At 69.0% G+C, this 19,505-nt stretch carries 12 protein-coding genes and 1 pseudogene; 8 read left to right on the top strand and 5 right to left on the bottom strand.

Annotated elements, in window-relative coordinates; translation table 11 throughout:
* Positions 1 to 24 precede the first annotated feature (24 nt).
* From ACIQF0_RS03480 to ACIQF0_RS03470, 3 genes are read left to right on the top strand one after another with little or no spacing between them, the layout of a single operon-like run.
* Complete coding sequence (locus ACIQF0_RS03480) at positions 25 to 1,047, top strand: FkbO/Hyg5 family chorismatase (RefSeq protein ID WP_360030648.1); 1,023 nt, start codon at positions 25 to 27, stop codon at positions 1,045 to 1,047.
* Between the two features lie 35 nt (positions 1,048 to 1,082).
* Entirely contained in the window at positions 1,083 to 2,291 is a 1,209-nt protein-coding gene (locus ACIQF0_RS03475) for a 3-deoxy-7-phosphoheptulonate synthase (protein ID WP_401023981.1), read from the top strand.
* A gap of 25 nt (positions 2,292 to 2,316) precedes the next feature.
* Positions 2,317 to 3,891 carry a bifunctional 3-(3-hydroxy-phenyl)propionate/3-hydroxycinnamic acid hydroxylase gene (locus ACIQF0_RS03470; protein WP_401023979.1) on the top strand — a complete coding sequence of 525 codons (1,575 nt, stop codon included), beginning with the start codon at positions 2,317 to 2,319 and terminating at the stop codon, positions 3,889 to 3,891.
* Here the strand turns inward: ACIQF0_RS03470 and ACIQF0_RS03465 are convergent.
* Positions 3,888 to 5,132 carry a DUF222 domain-containing protein gene (locus tag ACIQF0_RS03465; RefSeq protein ID WP_401023977.1) on the bottom strand — a complete coding sequence of 415 codons (1,245 nt, stop codon included), beginning with the start codon at positions 5,130 to 5,132 and terminating at the stop codon, positions 3,888 to 3,890. The genes ACIQF0_RS03470 and ACIQF0_RS03465 overlap by 4 nt on opposite strands.
* A gap of 86 nt (positions 5,133 to 5,218) precedes the next feature.
* Positions 5,219 to 7,969, bottom strand: coding sequence for an AAA family ATPase (locus ACIQF0_RS03460; protein ID WP_401023974.1), 2,751 nt, complete (start codon positions 7,967 to 7,969; stop codon positions 5,219 to 5,221).
* A gap of 285 nt (positions 7,970 to 8,254) precedes the next feature.
* Between ACIQF0_RS03460 and ACIQF0_RS03455 the strand changes: the two genes are divergently transcribed.
* The 4 genes from ACIQF0_RS03455 to ACIQF0_RS03440 are packed head-to-tail and all read left to right on the top strand — an operon-like array spanning position 8,255 to position 12,069.
* Positions 8,255 to 9,628: a glycosyltransferase gene (locus ACIQF0_RS03455; RefSeq protein WP_401023972.1), complete on the top strand. Its 1,374-nt coding sequence runs from the start codon at positions 8,255 to 8,257 to the stop codon at positions 9,626 to 9,628.
* 7 nt (positions 9,629 to 9,635) lie between these two features.
* On the top strand, positions 9,636 to 10,691 hold the full coding sequence (locus ACIQF0_RS03450; protein ID WP_360030660.1) for a DegT/DnrJ/EryC1/StrS family aminotransferase: 1,056 nt from the start codon (positions 9,636 to 9,638) through the stop codon (positions 10,689 to 10,691).
* 3 nt (positions 10,692 to 10,694) lie between these two features.
* Positions 10,695 to 11,864 carry a cytochrome P450 gene (locus ACIQF0_RS03445; protein WP_401023968.1) on the top strand — a complete coding sequence of 390 codons (1,170 nt, stop codon included), beginning with the start codon at positions 10,695 to 10,697 and terminating at the stop codon, positions 11,862 to 11,864.
* Positions 11,865 to 11,874: 10 nt separating this feature from the next.
* Positions 11,875 to 12,069 (top strand): ferredoxin, encoded by a 195-nt coding sequence (locus tag ACIQF0_RS03440; protein ID WP_401023965.1) that lies wholly within the window; start codon positions 11,875 to 11,877, stop codon positions 12,067 to 12,069.
* Between the two features lie 3 nt (positions 12,070 to 12,072).
* Here the strand turns inward: ACIQF0_RS03440 and ACIQF0_RS03435 are convergent, their stop codons facing one another.
* The gene (locus ACIQF0_RS03435) at positions 12,073 to 12,786 is read right to left on the bottom strand and encodes a LysR substrate-binding domain-containing protein (protein ID WP_401023962.1); all 714 of its coding nucleotides are present in this window, start codon (positions 12,784 to 12,786) and stop codon (positions 12,073 to 12,075) included.
* 56 nt (positions 12,787 to 12,842) lie between these two features.
* Between ACIQF0_RS03435 and ACIQF0_RS03430 the strand changes: the two genes are divergently transcribed.
* Positions 12,843 to 13,205: a DUF5997 family protein gene (locus ACIQF0_RS03430; protein WP_360031271.1), complete on the top strand. Its 363-nt coding sequence runs from the start codon at positions 12,843 to 12,845 to the stop codon at positions 13,203 to 13,205.
* A 6-nt stretch (positions 13,206 to 13,211) separates the two neighbouring features.
* Here the strand turns inward: ACIQF0_RS03430 and ACIQF0_RS03425 are convergent, their stop codons facing one another.
* Together ACIQF0_RS03425 and ACIQF0_RS03420 are read right to left on the bottom strand one after the other, a co-directional pair.
* Positions 13,212 to 14,396: a cytochrome P450 gene (locus ACIQF0_RS03425; protein ID WP_401023959.1), complete on the bottom strand. Its 1,185-nt coding sequence runs from the start codon at positions 14,394 to 14,396 to the stop codon at positions 13,212 to 13,214.
* Positions 14,393 to 19,480, bottom strand: a pseudogene (locus ACIQF0_RS03420) (SDR family NAD(P)-dependent oxidoreductase); the annotation flags it as partial. The pseudogene ACIQF0_RS03420 and the gene ACIQF0_RS03425, both read right to left, overlap by 4 nt.
* Positions 19,481 to 19,505: the final 25 nt, after the last annotated feature.

The raw sequence follows: 19,505 nt of genomic DNA, 5'->3' as shown, positions 1-19,505 counted from the left end.
CCTACTCCTCGGAGGGGCATTCCAATGACTCAGGCGCAGCAGAAGGTGAACCTTCCCGGCTCGGTGTTCACCGGCCTGACCGAAGTCAGCCACGTCGCGGCCACCGGAAACGTTCTCGGCGTTGTCAACTACACGACCGAGTGCACCGACCCGCGCGTCGAGAATGGCCTCCTCACCCTCGACCTGCACATGGCGAGCGACCTCGGCGAGGCATTCGCGGAGGTGTGGACGACCACCGGCACCGTCGAGACCGGCGAGCACCACGGCGTCGTTTACGCCCACGACGGCGAGTACCTCCTCGTCGCCGGGCGGATCGCCCCGACGGGCCGCTACACCGAGGACACCCGCGCCGCCTACGTCGCCGCGCTCGACCTGATGGACGGCCTCGGCTACAAGAACTGCTTCCGCATGTGGAACTTCCTCAACGACATCAACGGCGACAACGCCGAGGGCCTGGAGATCTACCGGGACTTCTGCAAGGGCCGCGCCGAGGCGTTCGAACTCTTCCACTTCGGTGACAAGGAGGTCCCGAGCGCGACCGGAATCGGCTCGCAGGGCGGCGGGATCGCGTTCTACTTCCTCGCCTCCCGCTCCGCCGCGCTGACGTCGGTGGAGAACTCCAAGCAGATGGCCGCCTACCACTACCCGCGGCAGTACGGTCCGCGCCCACCCAAGTTCGCGCGGGCCACCTACCTCGCCGCCACGCACACCGACCGCAGGTCAGGGCAGATCTACGTGGCCGGTACCGCCAGCATCCGCGGCCACGAGACCCTGCACGACGGCGACATCGTGGCGCAGGTGACGTTGTCGCTCGACAACATCGAGCACCTCGTCTCCGACGAGAACCTGGCGGACTACGAGATCAAGCAGGGCAATTCCTTGCTGAACCTCGACAACATCAAGGTGTACGTCCGCCACCGCTCCGACATCCCCACGGTCCGCAGGATGTGCGAGGAGCGTTTCTCCCCGAACGCCCGCGTCCAGTACCTGAACGTCGACGTCTGCCGCGCCGATCTCCTCGTGGAGATCGAGGGCGTCATCGCCTGACTCGTCCGGCCGAACCAGAGACAGGAGCGAGAACAATGCCTCAGACGGTGAAGCTGACCGAGTTCACGCAGACGCAGACGGCGGCCCCGTGGATGACGTTGCCGGCGACGCAGCAGCCGCACTGGCACCACCACCCCGACTACGACCTGATCGAAGCCGAACTGTCCGGCGCGCTCCCCTTGGTCGCGCATTCCGAAATTCGCGAGGCGAAACGTGCCCTGGGTCTCGCCGCGCTCGGTGAGGCGCGTGTCCTGCAGCTCGGCGACTGCGCGGAATCGTTTTCGGACGCCGACCAGGTGACAACTTCCCGAAAGGTGCGCAACATCGGGCGCATCGCGTCTCGGCTGGCGGAACGAACCGGGCAGCAAGTGGCTCGTTTCGGACGCATGGCCGGGCAGTACGCGAAGCCCCGTTCGAGCAACTTCGAAACGATCGACGGAGTCGATCTGCCGTCGTTCCGCGGTGAGCTGGTCAATTCGTCCGAGCCCGGCGTTTTCGCCCGCAGGCACGATCCGGAGCGAATGTTGCAGGCCTACGACGCGTCGGCCGCCGTCATCCGAGAAGTGCGCGCCCACTGGTCGGGAAGTGCCGAGGAACTGTCCGGTGGCCCGTGGGTAGCTCATGAGGCATTGGTGCTGGATTACGAGAACGCGCTCATTCGCACCGACGAGCGCACCGGCGAGCAGTTCCTCACCTCGACGCACTTCCCGTGGATCGGTGAGCGCACCCGCCAGCTGGAGAACGCGCACGTCAACATGTTCTCCGCGATCGCGAACCCGATCGGTGTGAAGGTCGGCCCGACCGCCGACCCCGAGACCGTCGTGCGGCTGTGCCAGCTGCTCGACCCGCACCACACGCCCGGCCGTCTGACGCTCATCGTCCGCATGGGCCGCGAGGACGTCCACGTCGCCCTGCCGTTGATCGTGCGCGCCGTGCGGCGCGCCGGCCACCCCGTCGTCTGGATCTCGGACCCCATGCACGGCAACACGGTCACGGCCGAATCTGGGCGAAAGACTCGACATGTCACCCATATCATCGAGGAGGCCACGGCGTTCCGGCACATCCTCGAGACCGAGGGCGCGCACGCGGCCGGCTTGCACCTGGAAGTGGCCGCGACGGACGTGACGGAGTGCGTCGGCGGGTCCGTCCCCGACGAGAACGCTCTCTCCGCGCGCTACGAGACCCTCTGCGACCCGCGGCTGAACCCCGAACAGGCGCTCGGAGTGATCGACTCGGTGTTCTGATTCCCCCAGGCAGACAGGGAAACTGATGAAGTCACACACCGCCGACGTCGCGGTAGTCGGCTGCGGCCCGGTCGGCCTCGTTCTGTCCATCCTCCTCGCGCACAGGGGATGGCGGGTCGTTCTGCTGGAGAAGTACCGCGGCCAGTACCCCTTCCCGCGCGTGGTCGCGTTCGACGGTGAGACCGCCCGCTCGTTCGCCTCGGCCGGCATCGGCGCCGACCTGATGGAACTCGGCGAACCCCTGGGGCAGTACATGTTCCAGAACGCCGAGGGCCGCGAACTGTTCAGCTTCGAGGCACCGTACGAGCCCGGCCGCGACGGCTGGCCGATCGCGACCGTGATGCACCAGCCGACGTTCGAACGGGCGTTGCGCGAACACGTGCTGACCCTGCCGAACATCACGACGTTGTTCGGGCACAAGGTGGAGGCGGTGCGGGACCACGGCTCGCACGTGTCGATCACCGCGCCCGGACCGGACCACGAGGGTGACGTCACGGCGGCCTTCGTGATCGGGTGCGATGGCGCCAACAGCTTCGTCCGCGACGTCATGGGCTCGCGGATGATCGACCTGAACTTCAAGCACGACTGGCTGCTGGTCGACGTCGTCTTCCACGAGAAGCGCGCGTTCCGGCCGAACGACGTGCAGGTGTGCGACCCGGCCCGGCCGACGACGATCGTCGCGTCCGGCCGCGGGCACCGGCGCTGGGAGTTCATGCGGCTGCCCGGCGAGTCGATCGAAGAGATGTCCACCGTGGAGCGCATGTGGGAGCTCTTGGCGCCCTATGACGTGACCCCCGCGAACGCCGACCTGACGCGCAACATCGTCTACACGTTCCAGGCGGCGATGGCGGACAAGTGGCGCAACGGCAGGATGTTGCTGGCCGGGGACTCCGCGCACCTGATGCCGCCGTTCGCCGGCCAGGGCATGTGTTCCGGCATCCGCGACTCGGTGAACCTGGCGTGGAAGCTCGACCTGGTGCTGCGGGACCTGGCCTCTGACTCTCTGCTCGACGCGTACCAGGCCGAGCGTGCCCTGCAGGTGCGGCACACGATCGAGATGTCCATCGAGGTGGGCAAGATCGTGTCGGAGCTCGACCCGGTGGCCGCCGCGCGGCGGGACGCGTTCCTGATCGCCATGCAGGCCAAGCCCGAAGGTGTGGACCTCGCGCCGTCCGCCTACGCGCTGGAGGACGGCATCGTCCGGCGCACGCCGGACATCACCCTGCCGCACGGCGAACTCTCGCCCCAGGGCGTGGTGGCGCGGGGAACCCAGCGGGACCGGTTCGACGACGTCGTCGGACGCGGGTGGCAGCTGATCACGACGCTCGACCCGTACGAGGCGCTGGGCGAGGACGAGCTGGAGTTCCTGAAGTCGCTGGGGACGCACCTGGTGCGGGTGATGCCGGCCGGGATTCCGCCGAAGATCGCTCGGGCGCACGAGGTCGTGGACGTCGAGCGGCTCTACCTGCCCTGGCTGGCCGGGTACAGGAAGGTCGCGGCGCTGGTGCGGCCCGACTACTACGTGTTCGGGTTCGCCGCGGACCGGGCCGACCTGCCCGCACTGGTGAACGACCTGAAGGCGCAGCTGCCGTTGCGCTAGACCAGAACTGGAGCCGGGCGTGAGCGCGGTTGCGGCATTGTCCAGGTGTGCAGCACGTTGCGGCGGGCGGCACGGTCCGGATCCAGCCAGCCCGGTGGGTAGAACCGCGGCAGGCCCTGCACCATCCTGATCTCCCACTCGCTGTGGTGGATCAGGCGGTGGTGGTTGCGGCACAGCAGCACGGCGTTGCCGACGGAGGTCTCGCCTCCGTTGGACCAGAACCGGACGTGGTGGGCGTCGCAGTGTTTCGGCGGGCGCTCGCAGCCGGGGAAGGCGCAGCCCTGGTCGCGGGCCACCAGCACGCGGCGGATCGCGGCGGGGAAGGTGCGGGCCTTGCGGCCGATGTCCATCGGCTGGGAGCGCTCGCCCAGGACCAGCGGGATGATGCCGGCGTTGCAGGCGAGCTGACGGGCCTCGGCGGCCGGGATGCGCTCGCGGTTGTCGAGCATCGCCTGACCCTCCTGGCTCACCAGGTCCTCGTAGCGCATCGTCAGGGTGAGGCTGACCGGTTCGCCACCGTGTTCGGGCAGCTGGTCGGCGCGCAGCATCAGGTCGACGAGCTCGGCCAGCGCGTCGCCCTCGCGTTCGGAGCGGGTGCGGAGGTCCGGGCCTTCCTCAGGCGTCTCCGGGCGTGGCTTGGCCAGCGGGTCCATCAGAGCCTCGTACTTCGCGCCGGTGATCTTGTCGAGCTTCGCCCAGATCTCCAGGCACTCGCCCTTCCAGCGCATCATGTGCTGGTTCGTCGGCGGTGCGGGCTCGGTGTCGCGGGGCTCCGGGTCGTCCTGGTACAGGCGGTAGGCCAGTTCCCTGCCGAAGGAGCGGACCGCGCTCGGCTCATGAGCCTGCGCGAACTCCACCACCGGGGCCTCGGCCGCGGCGGGAAGCTTCTTCATCACCTCGGCGACGGCGGAGATGTGGTCGGCGGAGAGCGTGCCGTCCGCGACCGCGGCGGCGGTCATCGGGAGTTCCGGCTCCAGCCTGCTGCCCGTCGGGGTGATGTCGTGGCTCAGTGCGTGCGCGTTCGCGAGCCACTGCCGGGCGGTCTTCAGGTCCCAGCGGACCGCGTGCCGCAGCACCTGCGGCAGGTCCTTGTACCCGAGCTCGGCGGCCGCGCCGCGACGGTCCAGTTCAGCGAGCTTCCGCAGCACCGCGTGCTCACGAACCCTGATCTCCACGACCTCACTGACGACGCTGTTCAGCAGCTCGTCAGTCGAGAGGAGGCACGGGTCCGGTTCGCTCATGTGTTCGACACTACCGCAAGATCACGTTTTGATAACGGGCGAGAGCGGACACGATCGAGTGAAAGCGCGGCGTCCTCAGTGGAGGATCAGGCCGTGCTGGGCAGGTACGAGTGCAGATCCGCCGGGAGATCCTTGCGGTACTTGACGTTCAGCTTCCGGTACACCCTGGTCAGGTGCTGCTCGATGGTCGACGGCGTGATGTAGAGCTTCGACGCGATCTCCCGGTTCGTGTAGCCCACCGCGGCCAGGGCGGCCACCCGCCGTTCCGCGTCGGTCAGCGTCGCGATCGGATCGGCCGGCTTCTCCTCGGCCGGAGCGTCCTCGCCGTCGGCCTTTCCCCGCGAGGGCAGCAACTCCTCGCACAACTCCGCGGCGTCGCAGACGTTCGCCACGTGCCACGCCCGCCGAGCCACGGTCCACGCGCGCCGGTGTTCCCGCAAGGCCTGGTGTGCCTTGGACAGATCGGCCAACGCGCGGGCCAGCTCGTACTGGTCGCCGTACTCCTCCAGGATCACCACGGCGTCCTGCAGCAGCTGCGGCCGGTTGTGCGGCTGGTTGGTGGCGGCCAGCAACCGCAACGCCACCCCGCGGGTGCGCGAGGCTTCCGGGCCCAGCCGGGCGAGCTGTTCGTTGATCAGCCGCTTGGCCTCGTCCCGGTTCGCCCCGTGCTGCAGCCACGCCTCCGCGGCCGACGTCCGCCACGGCACCACCCCTGGCTGGTCCACGCCCCAGGACGTCATCAGCTCGCCGCAGGACAGGAAGTCCGCGAGCGCCGCGTAGTGCCGGGACGTCGCCAGGTAGTGGTGGCCGCGCGCGTACAGGTAGTGCAACCCGTACCGCGACTGGAACATCGCCTCGGGCACCGGCTGTTCCAGGAACGACGCCGCGTCCTCGTGCCGTCCCATCTTGGTGGCCGCGTTGATGAGGATCCCCAGCGGCATGCCCAGCGCCACGCCCCACCCGCCGGCGGGCATGAGGTCCAGGGCGTTCTGGGCGTGCTCGAACGCCGTGGTCAGGTCGCCGCGCCGCAGCGACACCTCGGCGCGCACGCACGAGAAGAAGGCGCGCGCGACCGCGAGGTTCTTGGTCCGCGCCTCGTCCAGCAGCTTGTCGCACCACTGCGCCGCCACGTCGAGCCGGTCCGCGTAGACCAGGGCCTGCAACGCCAGCATCGCCGACTCCGGGCCCCACCAGCCGCTGTCGGACGGTCGCGCGGCCTGCAGCACGTGCTCGGCGTCGGTGGCCGAAGCGTCGTTGTTGCCGTACGTCAGCACGTTCGCCAGGGAGGTGACGGCCTTCAGCATCGGTCCGGAGGTCAGGCTCACCGTCCGGGTCTTCACGGCCTCCGGGGTGGACGTCGCCCGGCGGGCCAGGGTCGGGTGCGAGCAGGCGAGCCACAGTTCCATGGCGCGCAGGCCGTTGCTCGACGTGGTGGTGCGCCGGACCCGGTCCATCGCCTCGGTGGCCTCGTCGACCTGGCAGTTCCACAGCATCGGCTGCACCAGCGACGTCACGTCCCGGTCGGAGAGCTGTCCGGCTCGCATCGCCGGGATCACCGTGCCGAGCCTCCTGCCGGCCGCGGACGGGTTGCCCCGCCACTCCACCCGCACCAGCTTCGCCGCGATCGCCGCGCGCCCGTGCACCTCGACGCACGCCCGATGAGCCAGTTCCAGGTAGCGCAACGCGGTGTCGATCTGTTCGTCGCGCAGGGCGTGCTCGGCGGCCTCCACGAAGACCGGCACCATCCACGGGTTCTCGGAGTGGTCGGCCATCACCAGGTAGGGAGCGACCTCGGTGGCGGGCGCGCCCTCGTCGTGCAGCAACAACGCCGCGCCGAGGTACATCTCCTTGCGGTCCTGAGTGGACAGATCGTCCAGCACGGCTCCACGAGCGGCCGGGTCGCGGAACCAGCCGTCGCACAGCAGCCCGGCCTCGTTCATCACGTCCAGCGCGGACGCCACGGTCTCGGTGTCGGCGCGGGCCAGGCGCCCCAACGACTCGCGCGTCGCCTGCTCCCCCGTCACGGCCAACGCCCGCGCGACGGGCAGCACGTGGTGGTCGCTGCGGTGCAGACAGCTGACCAGCGCGCGCCGGTAGCTGGGGCCGATCACCAGACCGCCGTCGTCGCGCGGTTTGCAGAGCCGTTGGTCGTCGAGCAACGACCGCACCAGCAACGGATTCCCGCCGGACAACGCCATCGCGTCCACGGCGTGCACCGGCGCCTCGAACAACTCGTCCAACGACCCCAGCGGCGCCAGCTGGACGTCACGGCAGTGCGGGTGGCGCAACAACTCGGTGTGCAGCGCGGTGTGCGCGGCGCGCGGCGAGGCGGTCTCGCTGAGCATCAGCAGCACCTTCGCCTGGCCGATCCGGCGGATCAGGTACAGCAGCCAGTGCAGCGACGACGAGTCGGCGTGCTGCACGTCGTCGATGCCGATCACCAGTGGCGTCTCGGCCGTGAGATCCAGCAGCGCCAGGCACAACGCGTGCAGCTGGCGGGCGGAAGGACCGTCAGCACTGCGGGCGGCGGCGTCGAGCAGTTCGCCGACCTCCTCCGGCGCGTCCAGGGGGTGGAAGATCTGGCTCGCCACCCCGAACGGCAGATCCCGCTCGAACGCCGAGCAGGTGGCCTTGACGAAGCCGGCGCCGGAGGCCTCACCGAACGCGTGCAGCAACTCGGTCTTCCCCGACGCGACAGGGCCGGTGAGCAGGGCGACCCTTCCAGATCCTGACAGGGAGTCCGCCAACAACGTCTCCAAGGTGGCCCACTGGTCGTCCCGCTCGATCAGGCCGGCGAGCCTCGCCTTGGTCATGCTGTTGTCAGACGTCCCGGTCATGATGATGTACCTCTCGCCAGGAAAGCCGTCGTGCCGCAGCGCGGTGTGTGCTGATGAGGCACCACCACGTTCCCCCAGCAGCGCGGGCATGACGGGTCGGCACCGAGCGTCGCAGGCGAACGCATCCCCCTCAAATCGATACGCGCCGGTTCTAGGTGTTCTCCTGGAGTACCGGTGCTTTCGAACACTAGGTCTTCTTCTCGAGAAGACCGCCGCTCTGGGACAGGGCACCTCGAGGTCCGGCAGGCTCGCGGTCATCAGGCGTCAGTCCGAAGGGTGAAGTCCATGAGCCAGCGGCCGATCCTGTTCGTCAGTCTGCCGGAGAGCGGCCTGCTGAACCCGATGCTCGTGCTAGCGGAGGAGCTGTCGCGCCGCGGTGTCGAGAACCTGTGGTTCGCCACCGACGACAAGGGTCGCGAGGAGGTCGAGGCGGCGGCGGTCGGTTCACCGATCGAGTTCTTCTCGCTGGGGGACGTGATCCCGGAGATGTCCTCGGTCACCTGGCCGGACGACGTCTACGCGAAGGTGACGCAGCGGTCGCGGTTCAAGGCGCGCAAGGCCGTCATCGAGCAGACGAACCGGCCGGAGCAGCGGATTCCCAAGTACCGCACGCTTGCGGAGCTGGTGGACAGGATCGAACCGGCGCTGATGATCGTCGAGTCGATGTGCATGTTCGGCTACGAGGTCGCCATCACCAAGGGAATCCCGTACGTGATCAGCAACCCGTTCGTCGCGTCGAACCTCGTGACGTCCGCGATCCCGATCGGTCCGACTTACACGCCGAAGGACTTTCCGCGCCCGCACACCGGTCTGCCCGCTGACATGTCCTGGACACAACGGTGGGCCAACAGGTTCTTCGGCTGGCGCACGCTCGCGACCGCGTTCACCAAGGACAACAAGGACCGCAACGCGCGCAACGCCAAGGTGATCGCCGAGCTGGGCATCTCTCCCAAGGCATTCGGCCAGTTCGCGCGGGTCGAGCAGGCCGAGATGGTGCTGTGCTACTCGATCCCGGAGATGGACTACCCGTTCGACGTCCCGGAGAAGATCCGCACGGTCGGCGCGCTGGTGCCCCCGCTCCCCCAGGCGGAGCCCGGCGAGCTGGGCACGTGGCTGGACGCGCAGAAGTCCGTCGTCTACATGGGGTTCGGCACGATCACGCGGCTGACCCGGGACCAGGTCGAGGCGTTCGTCCAGGTCGCCCACAGGCTCGACGGCCGGCACTCGGTCCTGTGGAAGCTGCCGCGCGACCAGCAGGAGTTCCTGCCCGCCACGCTTCCCGGCAACCTGCGCATCGAGACGTGGGTGCCGTCGCAGCTCGACGTGCTGGCGCACCCCAACGTCAAGCTGTTCTTCACGCACGCGGGCGGAAACGCCTACACCGAAAGCATTTACTTCGGCAAGCCGATGGTGTCACGGCCGCTGTGGGTCGACTGCTACGACCAGGCGATCCGCGCCACGAGCTTCGGGGTCGGGCTGACCCTGGACCAGCCGCACATCGTCGACCCGGACGACGTCGCAGACAAGCTGACCCGCGTCCTGGACGACCCGTCGTTCACCGAGAACGCCGAACGTCTCGCGGCGCTGCAGCACTCCGCCGGGGGCCGCAAGACGGCCGCCGACCTGATCCTCTCTCTGCCCGCACTGGCCTCGAAGTGAGTTGACGATGAGCTACCGCTATCCCGTCTCGATGCCTTCGTTGCGCGGCAACGAGCTCGAGTACACGACGAAGGCCGTGACGGACGGCTGGATCTCCTCGCAGGGTCCCTACGTGCCGCAGTTCGAGGAGGCCTTCGCCGCCTACAACGACGTCAGGTACGGCGTCGCCTGTTCTTCCGGCACAACGGCTTTGACGCTCGCGCTGAGGGCTCTGGGCGTCGGTCCCGGCGACGAGGTGATCGTGCCCGAGTTCACGATGATCGCCTCGGCGTGGGCCGTGACCTACACCGGCGCCACCCCGGTCTTCGTGGACTGCGCGGACGACCTCAACATCGACGTCACGAAGATCGAGGAGAAGATCACCCCGCGCACGAAGGTGATCATGCCGGTGCACATCTACGGCCGGCGGTGCGACATGGAGCCGATCCTCGAACTGGCCTACGAGTACAACCTGCGCGTGGTCGAGGACTCGGCCGAGGCGCACGGCGTCAAGCCGACCGGGGACATCGCCGCGTTCTCGTTGTTCGCCAACAAGGTCATCACCTCGGGTGAGGGCGGTGTCTGCGTCACGAACGACCCGCACCTGGCGCGGCAGATGGCACACCTGCGCGGCATGGCGTTCACCCGCGACCACAGCTTCCTGCACAAGAAGCTCGCCTACAACTTCCGGATGACCAACCTGCAGGCCGCGGTCGCGCTCGCGCAGACCGAACGCCTCGACGAGATCATCGCGACGCGCGCGCAGATCGAGAAGCGGTACGACGAGGGTCTTCGCGGCATCGCCGGCATCACCCTCATGCCGCCGCGGGACGTGTTGTGGATGTACGACCTGCGCGCGGAACGCCGGGAGGAGCTCAGGACCTTCCTGGCGGACAACGGCATCGAGACCCGTCTGTTCTTCAAGCCGATGAGCAGGCAGCCCGGCTATCTCGACCCGGTGTGGCCGACGCTGAACGCGAACCGGTTCGCCGAGGACGGGTTGTACCTCCCCACCCACGCCGAGCTGACCGAGGACGACCAGGACCACATCGTGGCGCAGGTCCGCCGGTTCTACGAGGGATGAGACATGACGAGCACTGACCTGGTCCCGTTCATGATGCGCCGCCCCGGCGTGCCGTTCCCTCCTCCCGAGTACGAGGGGTTCCGCACGAAACCCGGCCTGACGAAGGCCGCGTTGCCGTCCGGCGAGACGGTGTGGCTGGTGACCAGGCACGAGGAGGTGCGCGCGGTCCTCACCGATCCGCGCATCAGCTCCAACCCGACGCACGAGGGGTTTCCGCGGCCATCACGGACCGTGGGCGCGCCGTCCGCGGACGACGTGCCGGGCTGGTTCGTGTCGCTGGACCCGCCGGACCACAACAGGTTCCGCAAGGCGCTGATCCCCGAGTTCACGGTGCGCCGCATCAGGGCGTTGCGCCCGGCGGTCGAGCAGATCGTCGACCACGCCATCGACCAGATGCTGGCCAAGGGCACCACGGCCGAGCTCGTCGAGGACTTCTCGCTGACGGTCCCGTCGCTGGTGATCTCCGCGCTGCTGGGCGTGCCGAAGGTGGACCGCGACTTCTTCGAGGAGAAGACGAAGGTCCTGGTGACGCTGATGTCGACCGACGAGCAGCGGGACAAGGCGTCCGAGCACCTGCTGCGCTACATCAACCGGCTGATCACGATCAAGTCCAAGCGTCCCGGCGACGACCTGATCAGCAAGCTGCTGCAGGGCGGTCTGCTGACGCCGCAGGAGCTTTCCGGCGTCTCGATGCTGTTGCTGATCGCGGGCCACGAGACGACGGCGAACAACATCTCGCTCGGTGTCGTCACCTTGTTGCAGCAGAAGCAGTGGATCGACGACGACCGCATGATCGAGGAACTGCTGCGCTACCACTCGGTGGCGGACCTGGTCGCGTTGCGGGTGGCGATCGAGGACGTCGAGATCGGCGGCCAGCTCGTCAAGGCGGGCGAGGGCATCGTGCCGCTCGTGGCCGGCGCGAACCACGACCCGGAGATGTTCGAACGGCCGGACGAGTTCGACCCGTCCCGTTCGGCCACCGGGCACGTGGCGTTCGGGTACGGCGTGCACCAGTGCCTCGGGCAGAACCTGGTGCGGCTGGAGATGGACGTCGCCTACCGCGGCCTGTTCCGGCGCATTCCGACGCTGGAGCTCGGCGTCGCGCTGGACGAGCTGCGGTTCAAGTACGACGGAGTCCTCTTCGGACTCCACGAGCTACCTGTGCGTTGGTGAAAGGATCGTCATGGCTCGGATCAGTGTGGACACCGGCAAGTGCATCGGCTCGGCTCAGTGCGTGCTGGCCGCGCCGGACGTGTTCGACCAGGACGACGACGGGTTCGTCACCGTGCTCGACGCCACCCCGTCGGGCGACGCGGAGTCGGCCGCGCGGACGGCCAGGGGCATCTGCCCCGCCCAGGCCATCACCGTGCACGACTGAGGTTCAGCGACCGCGACGGGGTTTCGCGCGCTTGGCGGGCTGCTTCTTCTGCGCGGGCGCGGGACCCCGTCGCTGCTGTTGCTGCTTGGGCGCCTGCTTCTTCTTCTCGGGCTCCGGCGCGGGGCCGCGGGTGCTGTTGACCGAGCGGCCGCGAACGATGCCGATCATGTGCTCGACCAGCTCGGGGTTCTCGTCGCGGATCGGGAACGACAGCGCCACGCGGGACTGCGGCGCGTCCGAGAGCGGCACGTACTTGAGGTCCTTGCGGTGGTGCAGGCGCGCCAGTGACTGCGGCACGACCAGCATGCCGACGCCCGCGGCCACGATCTGGATGGCGTCCAGAGTGGTCTCCGGCCGTTCGACCGGCGCCTGACCGGGCCGGACGTCCCAGCCGAGGGTGTCGTCGAGGGGCTGCCACAGAACGTGCTCGGCCAGGTCCTCAACGGACAGTTCGTCGGCCGCGGCGAACTCGTGGTCCTTCGGGAACACGACGACGCTGGTCTCGGTGTAGAGCGGGATCGCGTGCAGGTCCTCGCGGTCGCCGGGCAGCCGCAGCAGCGCGGCGTCGGCCTCACCGGACCGCACCTTCGCCCCTGCTTCGGCGGCGGTCACCTGGACGAGGGTCAGCGGGGTCTCCGGCAGGCGTTCCTCCCAGACCCGTGCCCACTTGCCCGGCGTCACACCTGGGACGTACGCGAGCGTGAAAGAGCCGGTCACGCGCTGAGGCTACCGGACGCAGCGGTTACTCTTTGCGCATGAAGTCGCAGCAGACCATGAAGCCCGCCACCGCCGCCAAGAAGCTCGGCGTGTACCTCGAGGCCACCCCCGAGGAGTTCCAGGCCGGCGTCGTGTCGCGCGACGAGCTGAACGAGCTGCAGGCCAACCCGCCGGAGTGGCTGGCGAACCTGCGCAGCAACGGCCCGCACCCCAAGCAGCTCATCGCGCAGAAGCTCGGTATCTCGGCGTCGGGCCTGGTGCGCGCCGGCATCACCGAGGCGCTCACCACCGACCAGATCACCGCGATCAAGGACGAGAACCCGGACTGGCTGGTGCGCGAGCGCGCCACCTACAAGGAGTTCAAGGCCGAAGAGGCGCGCCTGGCAGAGAAGGCGCGCCTCGAGGAAGAAGCGGAGTGACCCCGCTCACCAGGTGACGGGAAACTTCTCCAGACCGCCCGCGAGCCGTCCACCGGGGTGGGATTCGAGCTCCGACTCCGGCACGGCGAGTCGCAGCCCCGGCAGGCGTTCGAACAGCGTGGTGTAGGCGACGGCGAGGATGATCCGCACGAGCGGGGCGCCGGTGCAGTGCCGCATGCCGTGACCGAACGTGAAGTGGTGGTTCGGCGAGCGGGTGACGTCGAAGTCGTGCGGGTTCTCGAACGCGCGCGGGTCGAAGTTCGCGAGGCTGAAGTCCAGCATCACGAGGTCGCCCTCCTTGATCGTGACTCCCCCGATCTCGATGTCCTCGCTGGCGTAGCGGGGCAGGACGGGCGAGCTGATAGTGGCGCGCATGACCTCGTCGACGGCGCGGGCCATGATCTCCGGGGCGGCCATGGCCTTCGCGCGCTGCTCGGGGTTGCGCAGGAACAGCAGCACGCCGAAGTCGAGGTGGCTCGCGAGGCCCGCGAGGCCGGTGAATAGCAGCGTGACGACGTGGAGGCCGATCTCCTCGTTGGTCAGGCCGGTCTCGATGAACCGCGAGATGACGTCGTCGCCGAGCTCTGACCTGCGACGTTCGCCGATGTCGGCGGCGAAGGAGAACAGCGGGTCCATGCCGGCCTCCGCGGACTCCTGGTCGGAGGCGCCGACGGTGTCCATCATCTCCAGGAGCTTGGCGCGGTCCTCGACGGGGATGCCGACCATGTCGCACAGCGCCTGCTGCGAGTAGTCCATCGAGTAGGCGTCGTGCAGGTCGGCGGGCTGGCCTGCGGCGATGATCGCGTCGATCTTGTCGTTCGCGATGCCGATGACGCGCTCGCGGCGTTCGATGACGCGGCGGGCGGCGAAGCTCTTGGTGTAGAGGACGCGCTTCTTCTCGTGGCGCTCCTTCTCGACCTCGATGTCGTCGGCGGTGATGAGCATGTCGAGCATCGGGTTGCGGAAGTAGCGCGGCGCGTTGGCGGGGTCCTTGTGGCTGCGGCCGAGTTTCTGGTTCTGCAGCAGCGACTTCACCTCGGCGTGGCGGGTGACGAGCCAGCCCTCGTCACCCGCGGGCGTCCGGATGCGGCACACCGGCGCCTGTTCCTGCAACCGCAGCCGGAGTTCGCTGAACGTCAGGATCGACGGCAGTTCGACCCCGATCAGGGGCAGTTCCTGCGATGTGGTCATCGGACGCCTTCCAGTTTCTCGATACGGGTGCTGAGCCAGTCCTCCATCACGTCCGCGACGACGCCCGCGTCCTCCTTGACCATCGCCATGTGGTCGGTGGCGACGACGCGGATCTCGTCGGCGGGCACGTCGACGTCCTGGTTCGTCGTGACGAGGTCGGTGCCCTTGACCTCGTTGGCGCAGCGGATGAGCAGCTTCGGGACCGTGCTGTGGAGGCCGGTGTCGATGATGAGCGGGAACCAGTGCGCCATCGCGGACAGGCGGGTGCTGTTCATGTTCACCGCGGGCGAGTCCATGGTGTTGAAGTAGTTCGTGGTGACGGCTCCGAAGTCCATGCCCTCACTGGAGTTGTAGTTCATGCTCAGGGTGTCGAGCATGATCACCGCTTCCGGCGTGATCCCCCAGGTCTCCTCGAGCACGGCGGCCGCGAAGTAGGCGAGGGTGCCGCCGGAGGAGTGTCCGACGAGGACGAACGGGTCGCCGTCGGTGCCGTTGAGGATGCTCTCCGCGACGAACCTGGCGGCGGCCTCCGTGGTGCGCGGTAACGCTTCGCCTTCGTTGAAGCCGATGAGCGGGAGCGCTGAGACGTGGCGTTTGCCGCGCAGGTGGGCGGCGAGCCGCGCGTACATGTGCACGCCGGCGGTGGCGCCGGGTGCGCTGACGCAGACCAGTTTCGGCAGCTTCGGGCCGTCGGCGAGGGTGACGGGAACGGGCAGGTCCTCCAGTTCGGCCGGGCTGTCGAACATCGGGCGCAGGGTGGCGACGGCCTTGAGCAGCCGGAGGCCCTCGACGACCTTGCCGCTCGAGACGCTGTCCATGAACAGCCCGAACACCGTGTCGTGCGCGCTGACCGCCAGGCCGTTGCTGGTGGCGGGCCCGGCGATGGTGCCCAGTTCGGCGTCGACCCGCGCGGCGAGCGCGGCCGGGGTGCCGCTGTCGAACACGGCGCTGCCGGGGAGTTTGAGGTTGAGCATGTCGTTGAGCTGGTTGCGCAGCTCGACGGCGATGAGGCTGTCGAAGCCCAGTTCCAGGAAGTTCTTCTCCGGGTCCACTTTGGACGGCTCGTTGTGGCCGAGCAGCGCGGCGCACGTGCCGGCGACGAGTTCGCGGACCTGGCTGACGCGGTCGTCGCCGTCGAGGGTGCGCAGCCGGTCGAGGACCGTCACGGCCGCCATCTGGCTCTGCTGCGGGAGGAGCTGCTCGTCGACGATGTCGCGCAGCAGCGGGGCGACGCGCTGCTGGTTGCGGTTGACGTGCATGGGGACGACGACGCGCCTGTTCCCGGCGAGTGCGGCGTCGAACAGCGCGAGGCCCTGTTCGGCGGCCAGCGGTGGCATGCCGGAACGGGTGATGCGATCCATGGCGGCGTCGCTCAGGCCCGCGGTCATGCCGCTGTCCTGCGCCCACGGTCCCCAGGCGAGGCTGATGGTGTTCTCGCGGCTCTGGGCGAGGGCGTCGAGGTAGGAGTTGGCGGCGGCGTAGTTGCCCTGACCGGGCGCGCCCATGACGTTGGAGACGGAGCTGTAGAGCACGAGCAGCTTGAGGTCGCGCTGGGCGAGCAGGTGCGCGGCGTCCACCTTGGGCGTCAGGACCGCTCGGAGACGGTCCGGGGTGAGCGCGTCGACCAGCGCGTCGTCCAGCACGCCCGCCGTGTGGATGACAGTGGTGAGCGGGCGTTCCGTGGCGGCGAACAGGGTCTGGACGTCGTTGGGGTTCGAGACGTCGGCGGCCGCGATGGTGACGGTGGCGCCCTTGCTCTCCAGCTCCTGCTTCAGGTGCTGCGCACCGGGTGCCTCCTCGCCGCGGCGGCTGGCGAGCAGGAGGTGCCGCACGCCGTGCCTGGTGACGAGGTGCTTCGCCAGTTCGGCGCCGAGGCCGCCGGTGCCACCGGTGATCAGGACGGTGTCGTCCTCGCTCCACTCGTAGGTGACGTCGGGGTTCTCGGGCAGTTCCCTGAGGCGGGCGACCTCTACCTTGCCCGCGCGGACGACGACCTGCGGTTCGTCGCCGTTGACGAGGGAGGTGAGCAGAGCGCCGGAGACGTCGAGGCCGTCGCTGTCGACGAGCAGGAACCGGCCGGGGTTCTCGGCCTGGGCGGTGCGGACCAGGCCCCACACGGCCGCCGCGGCCAGGTCCTCGCCCGCCGCGGCACCACGGCTCACGAAGACGACGCGGGAGTTCTCGAACTTCAGTGCCTCCTGCAGGATGCTCAGCGCTCGCTCGGTCTGTGCGTGGGTCGTCTCCGGCGTGTTGTCGCCCGTGACGGCCACGACGAACACGTCCGGTGTCGTGTTCTGGGCAGCCTCGGTGAGGGTTTCGCCGTAGCCGCTGACGGACTGGCCCGCCGCGTACAGGACGTGGGCGAGGTCGAACTCGTCGCCGCCGATGATCGCCCAGCGCGCGCCAGTGATGGCCGGTGCGTCCACTGTGGACTTCACCCAGTTCAGCTCGTAGAGCGCGGGACGGCTGGCGTTCGGCTGGGTGCCGGGGGCCATGGTGCTGCGCGGCCAGAACCGCTCGGTGTCGAACGGGTAGGTGGGCAGCGCGGTCTTCCTGCCCTGTTTTGGCCAGCTGATCTTGGCGCCGACCGTGTAGAGCTTGGCCAGCGCCGTGATGAACGCCGTGACCTCGTCCTTGTCGTTGCGCATCGTCGGGATGGCGCGGTCCACCAGGGCGGCCAGGACGGCGCTGGGGCCGATCTCGACGTGAGTGGCTTCCCCGATGCGGCTGACGTTGTCGGCGAAGCGGACGGTGTCGCGAACGTGGCTGACCCAGTACTCGGGGTTTGTGACGTCGCCGGTCGCGCTGAACGGGATCTTCGGCGGGTTCAGCGCGATGGTCCCGATGGCGGCGCGGAAGTCGTCGAGCATCGGTTCCATCAGCGGCGAGTGGAACGCGTGGCTGACTTTCAGCTGCTTGGTCTTGCGGTCGCCGAACCGCGCGGCCACCTCTCGTGCTTCTTGGTCGACACCGGCGATGACGACCGAGTCCTCGGCGTTGACGGCGGCCAGGGAGACGCCTGCGGTGAGGTGCGGCGTGACCTCGGCCTCGGTGGCCTGGAGCGCGATCATCACGCCGCCCGCCGGGAGGTTCTGCATGAGACTCGCCCTGGCCGTGACGAGCTTCGCGGCGTCTTCGAGGCTCAGGACGCCGGCGATGTGCGCGGCGGCGATCTCGCCGATCGAGTGGCCCGCGACGTGGTCGGCCTTGAAGCCGTGGCTCTCCAGCAGCCGGTACAGCGCGACCTCGAACGCGAACAGCGCGGGCTGGGTGTGGCCGGTCCGGTCGAGCCGGGTCTCGTCCTCCCACATGATCTCTTTGAGGCCTGTGGGGAGGTGGCGGAGGGCGGCGTCGAGGGCCTCCCGGAAGGCGGGGAACGCCTCGTGCAGCTCCTTGCCCATGCCGACGCGCTGGGCGCCCTGGCCGGAGAACAGCGCGGCGAACGGCTTGCGCTGCACGGTCCCGGTCGCGATGACCTCGCCCTCGAGGAGGACCGCGCGGTGGTCGAACGTCGTCGGCCTCGTGGTGAGCAGCGAGTACGCGATGTCCTGCGGCTCTCCTTCGAGCGCCTTGACCTGCTCGACGCGGGCCTTCAGGGCGTTCGCCGACTTCGCCGAGACGACGAGCGGATGCCGGCCCGCCAGCCCCTGAATCGATTCCGGCTGGCCGGCCCCCAGGGGGTCGCGAGCCCCCATCCCAATCATCTCAGGCAGGTCTGACAGTTCTGGCGCCTCTTGGATGATCACGTGGGCGTTGGTGCCGCTCACCCCGAAGGACGAGATGCCGGCGCGGCGCGGTTTGCCGCCCCGCGGCCAGGCGGTGGGTTCCGTCAGAAGCGACACGCTGCCCGCCGACCAGTCGACGTGCGACGAGGGTTCGCTCACGTGCAGGGTCGGCGGCAGGGTGTCGTGGCGCAGCGCCTCCACGATCTTGATGACGCCCGCGACACCGGCCGCGGCCTGGGTGTGGCCGATGTTGGACTTGATCGCGCCGAGCCGCAGCGGCGTCGCGCGGTCCTGGCCGTAGGTGGCCAGCAGCGCCTCGGCCTCGATCGGATCTCCCAGCACCGTGCCGGTTCCGTGGGCCTCTACGGCGTCCACGTCGGACGCGGACAGGCCTGCCGAGGTCAGCGCGGCCTTGATCACCTCGCGCTGGGCAGGGCCGTTCGGGGCGGAGAGGCCGTTGGAGGCGCCGTCCTGGTTGATCGCGCTGCCCGCGACGACGGCGAGCACCGGGTGGCCGTGGCGCTGGGCGTCGGAGAGCTTCTCCACCAGCAGCAAGCCGATGCCCTCGGCCCAGCCGGTGCCGTCCGCGTCGTCCGAGAACGCCTTGCACCGGCCCGAGGTCGCGAGACCGCCCTGACGGGTGAATCCGGCGAAGTTCGACGACGTCGCCATGACGGTGACGCCGCCGGCCAGTGCGAGGGAGCACTCGCCGTTGCGCAGCGCCTGAGAAGCCAGGTGCAGGGCCACCAAGGACGAGGAGCACGCGGTGTCGACGGTGACGGCCGGGCCCTCGAAGCCGAACGTGTAGGAGATGCGGCCGGAGATGACGCTGGCCGCGGTGCCCATGCCGGCGTGCCCCTCGACGTCCTCCTGGGAGGCGATCAGGACGTGGCCGTAGTCCTGGCCGTTGGTGCCGACGAACACGCCGGTCCGCGAGCCGCGCAACGACGTCGGGTCGATGCCCGCGCGTTCGACGGCCTCCCAGGTGGTCTGCAGCAGGAGTCGCTGCTGCGGGTCCATGGCCAGGGCCTCGCGCGGCGAGATGCCGAAGAAGCCGGGGTCGAAGTCGGCGGCGTCGTAGAGGAACCCGCCCTGCAGCGTCGCGCTGGTGCCGCCGGCCAGCGTGCCCAGGTCCCAGCCGCGGTCGGTCGGGAACCCGGTGATGGCGTCACGGCCCTGCACGACCAGTTCCCAGAGGTCTTCCGACGAGCGGACGTCGCCGGGGAAGCGGCAGGCGATGCCCACGATCGCGACCGGTTCGTGCCTGCCGGACTCGACCTCCTCCAGGCGCTTGCGGGTCTGGGCGAGATCGGCGGTGACCCACTTCAGGTACTCAACGAGCTTCTCTTCGTTCGGCATCGCCGGAAACCTTCCGTCCGCGTGG

Source organism: Lentzea sp. NPDC092896, from assembly GCF_044754905.1.
Lineage (GTDB): Bacteria > Actinomycetota > Actinomycetes > Mycobacteriales > Pseudonocardiaceae > Lentzea.
The sequence above is the reverse complement of the archived record's forward strand: the minus strand, read 5'-3'. Positions and strand labels throughout refer to the sequence as shown.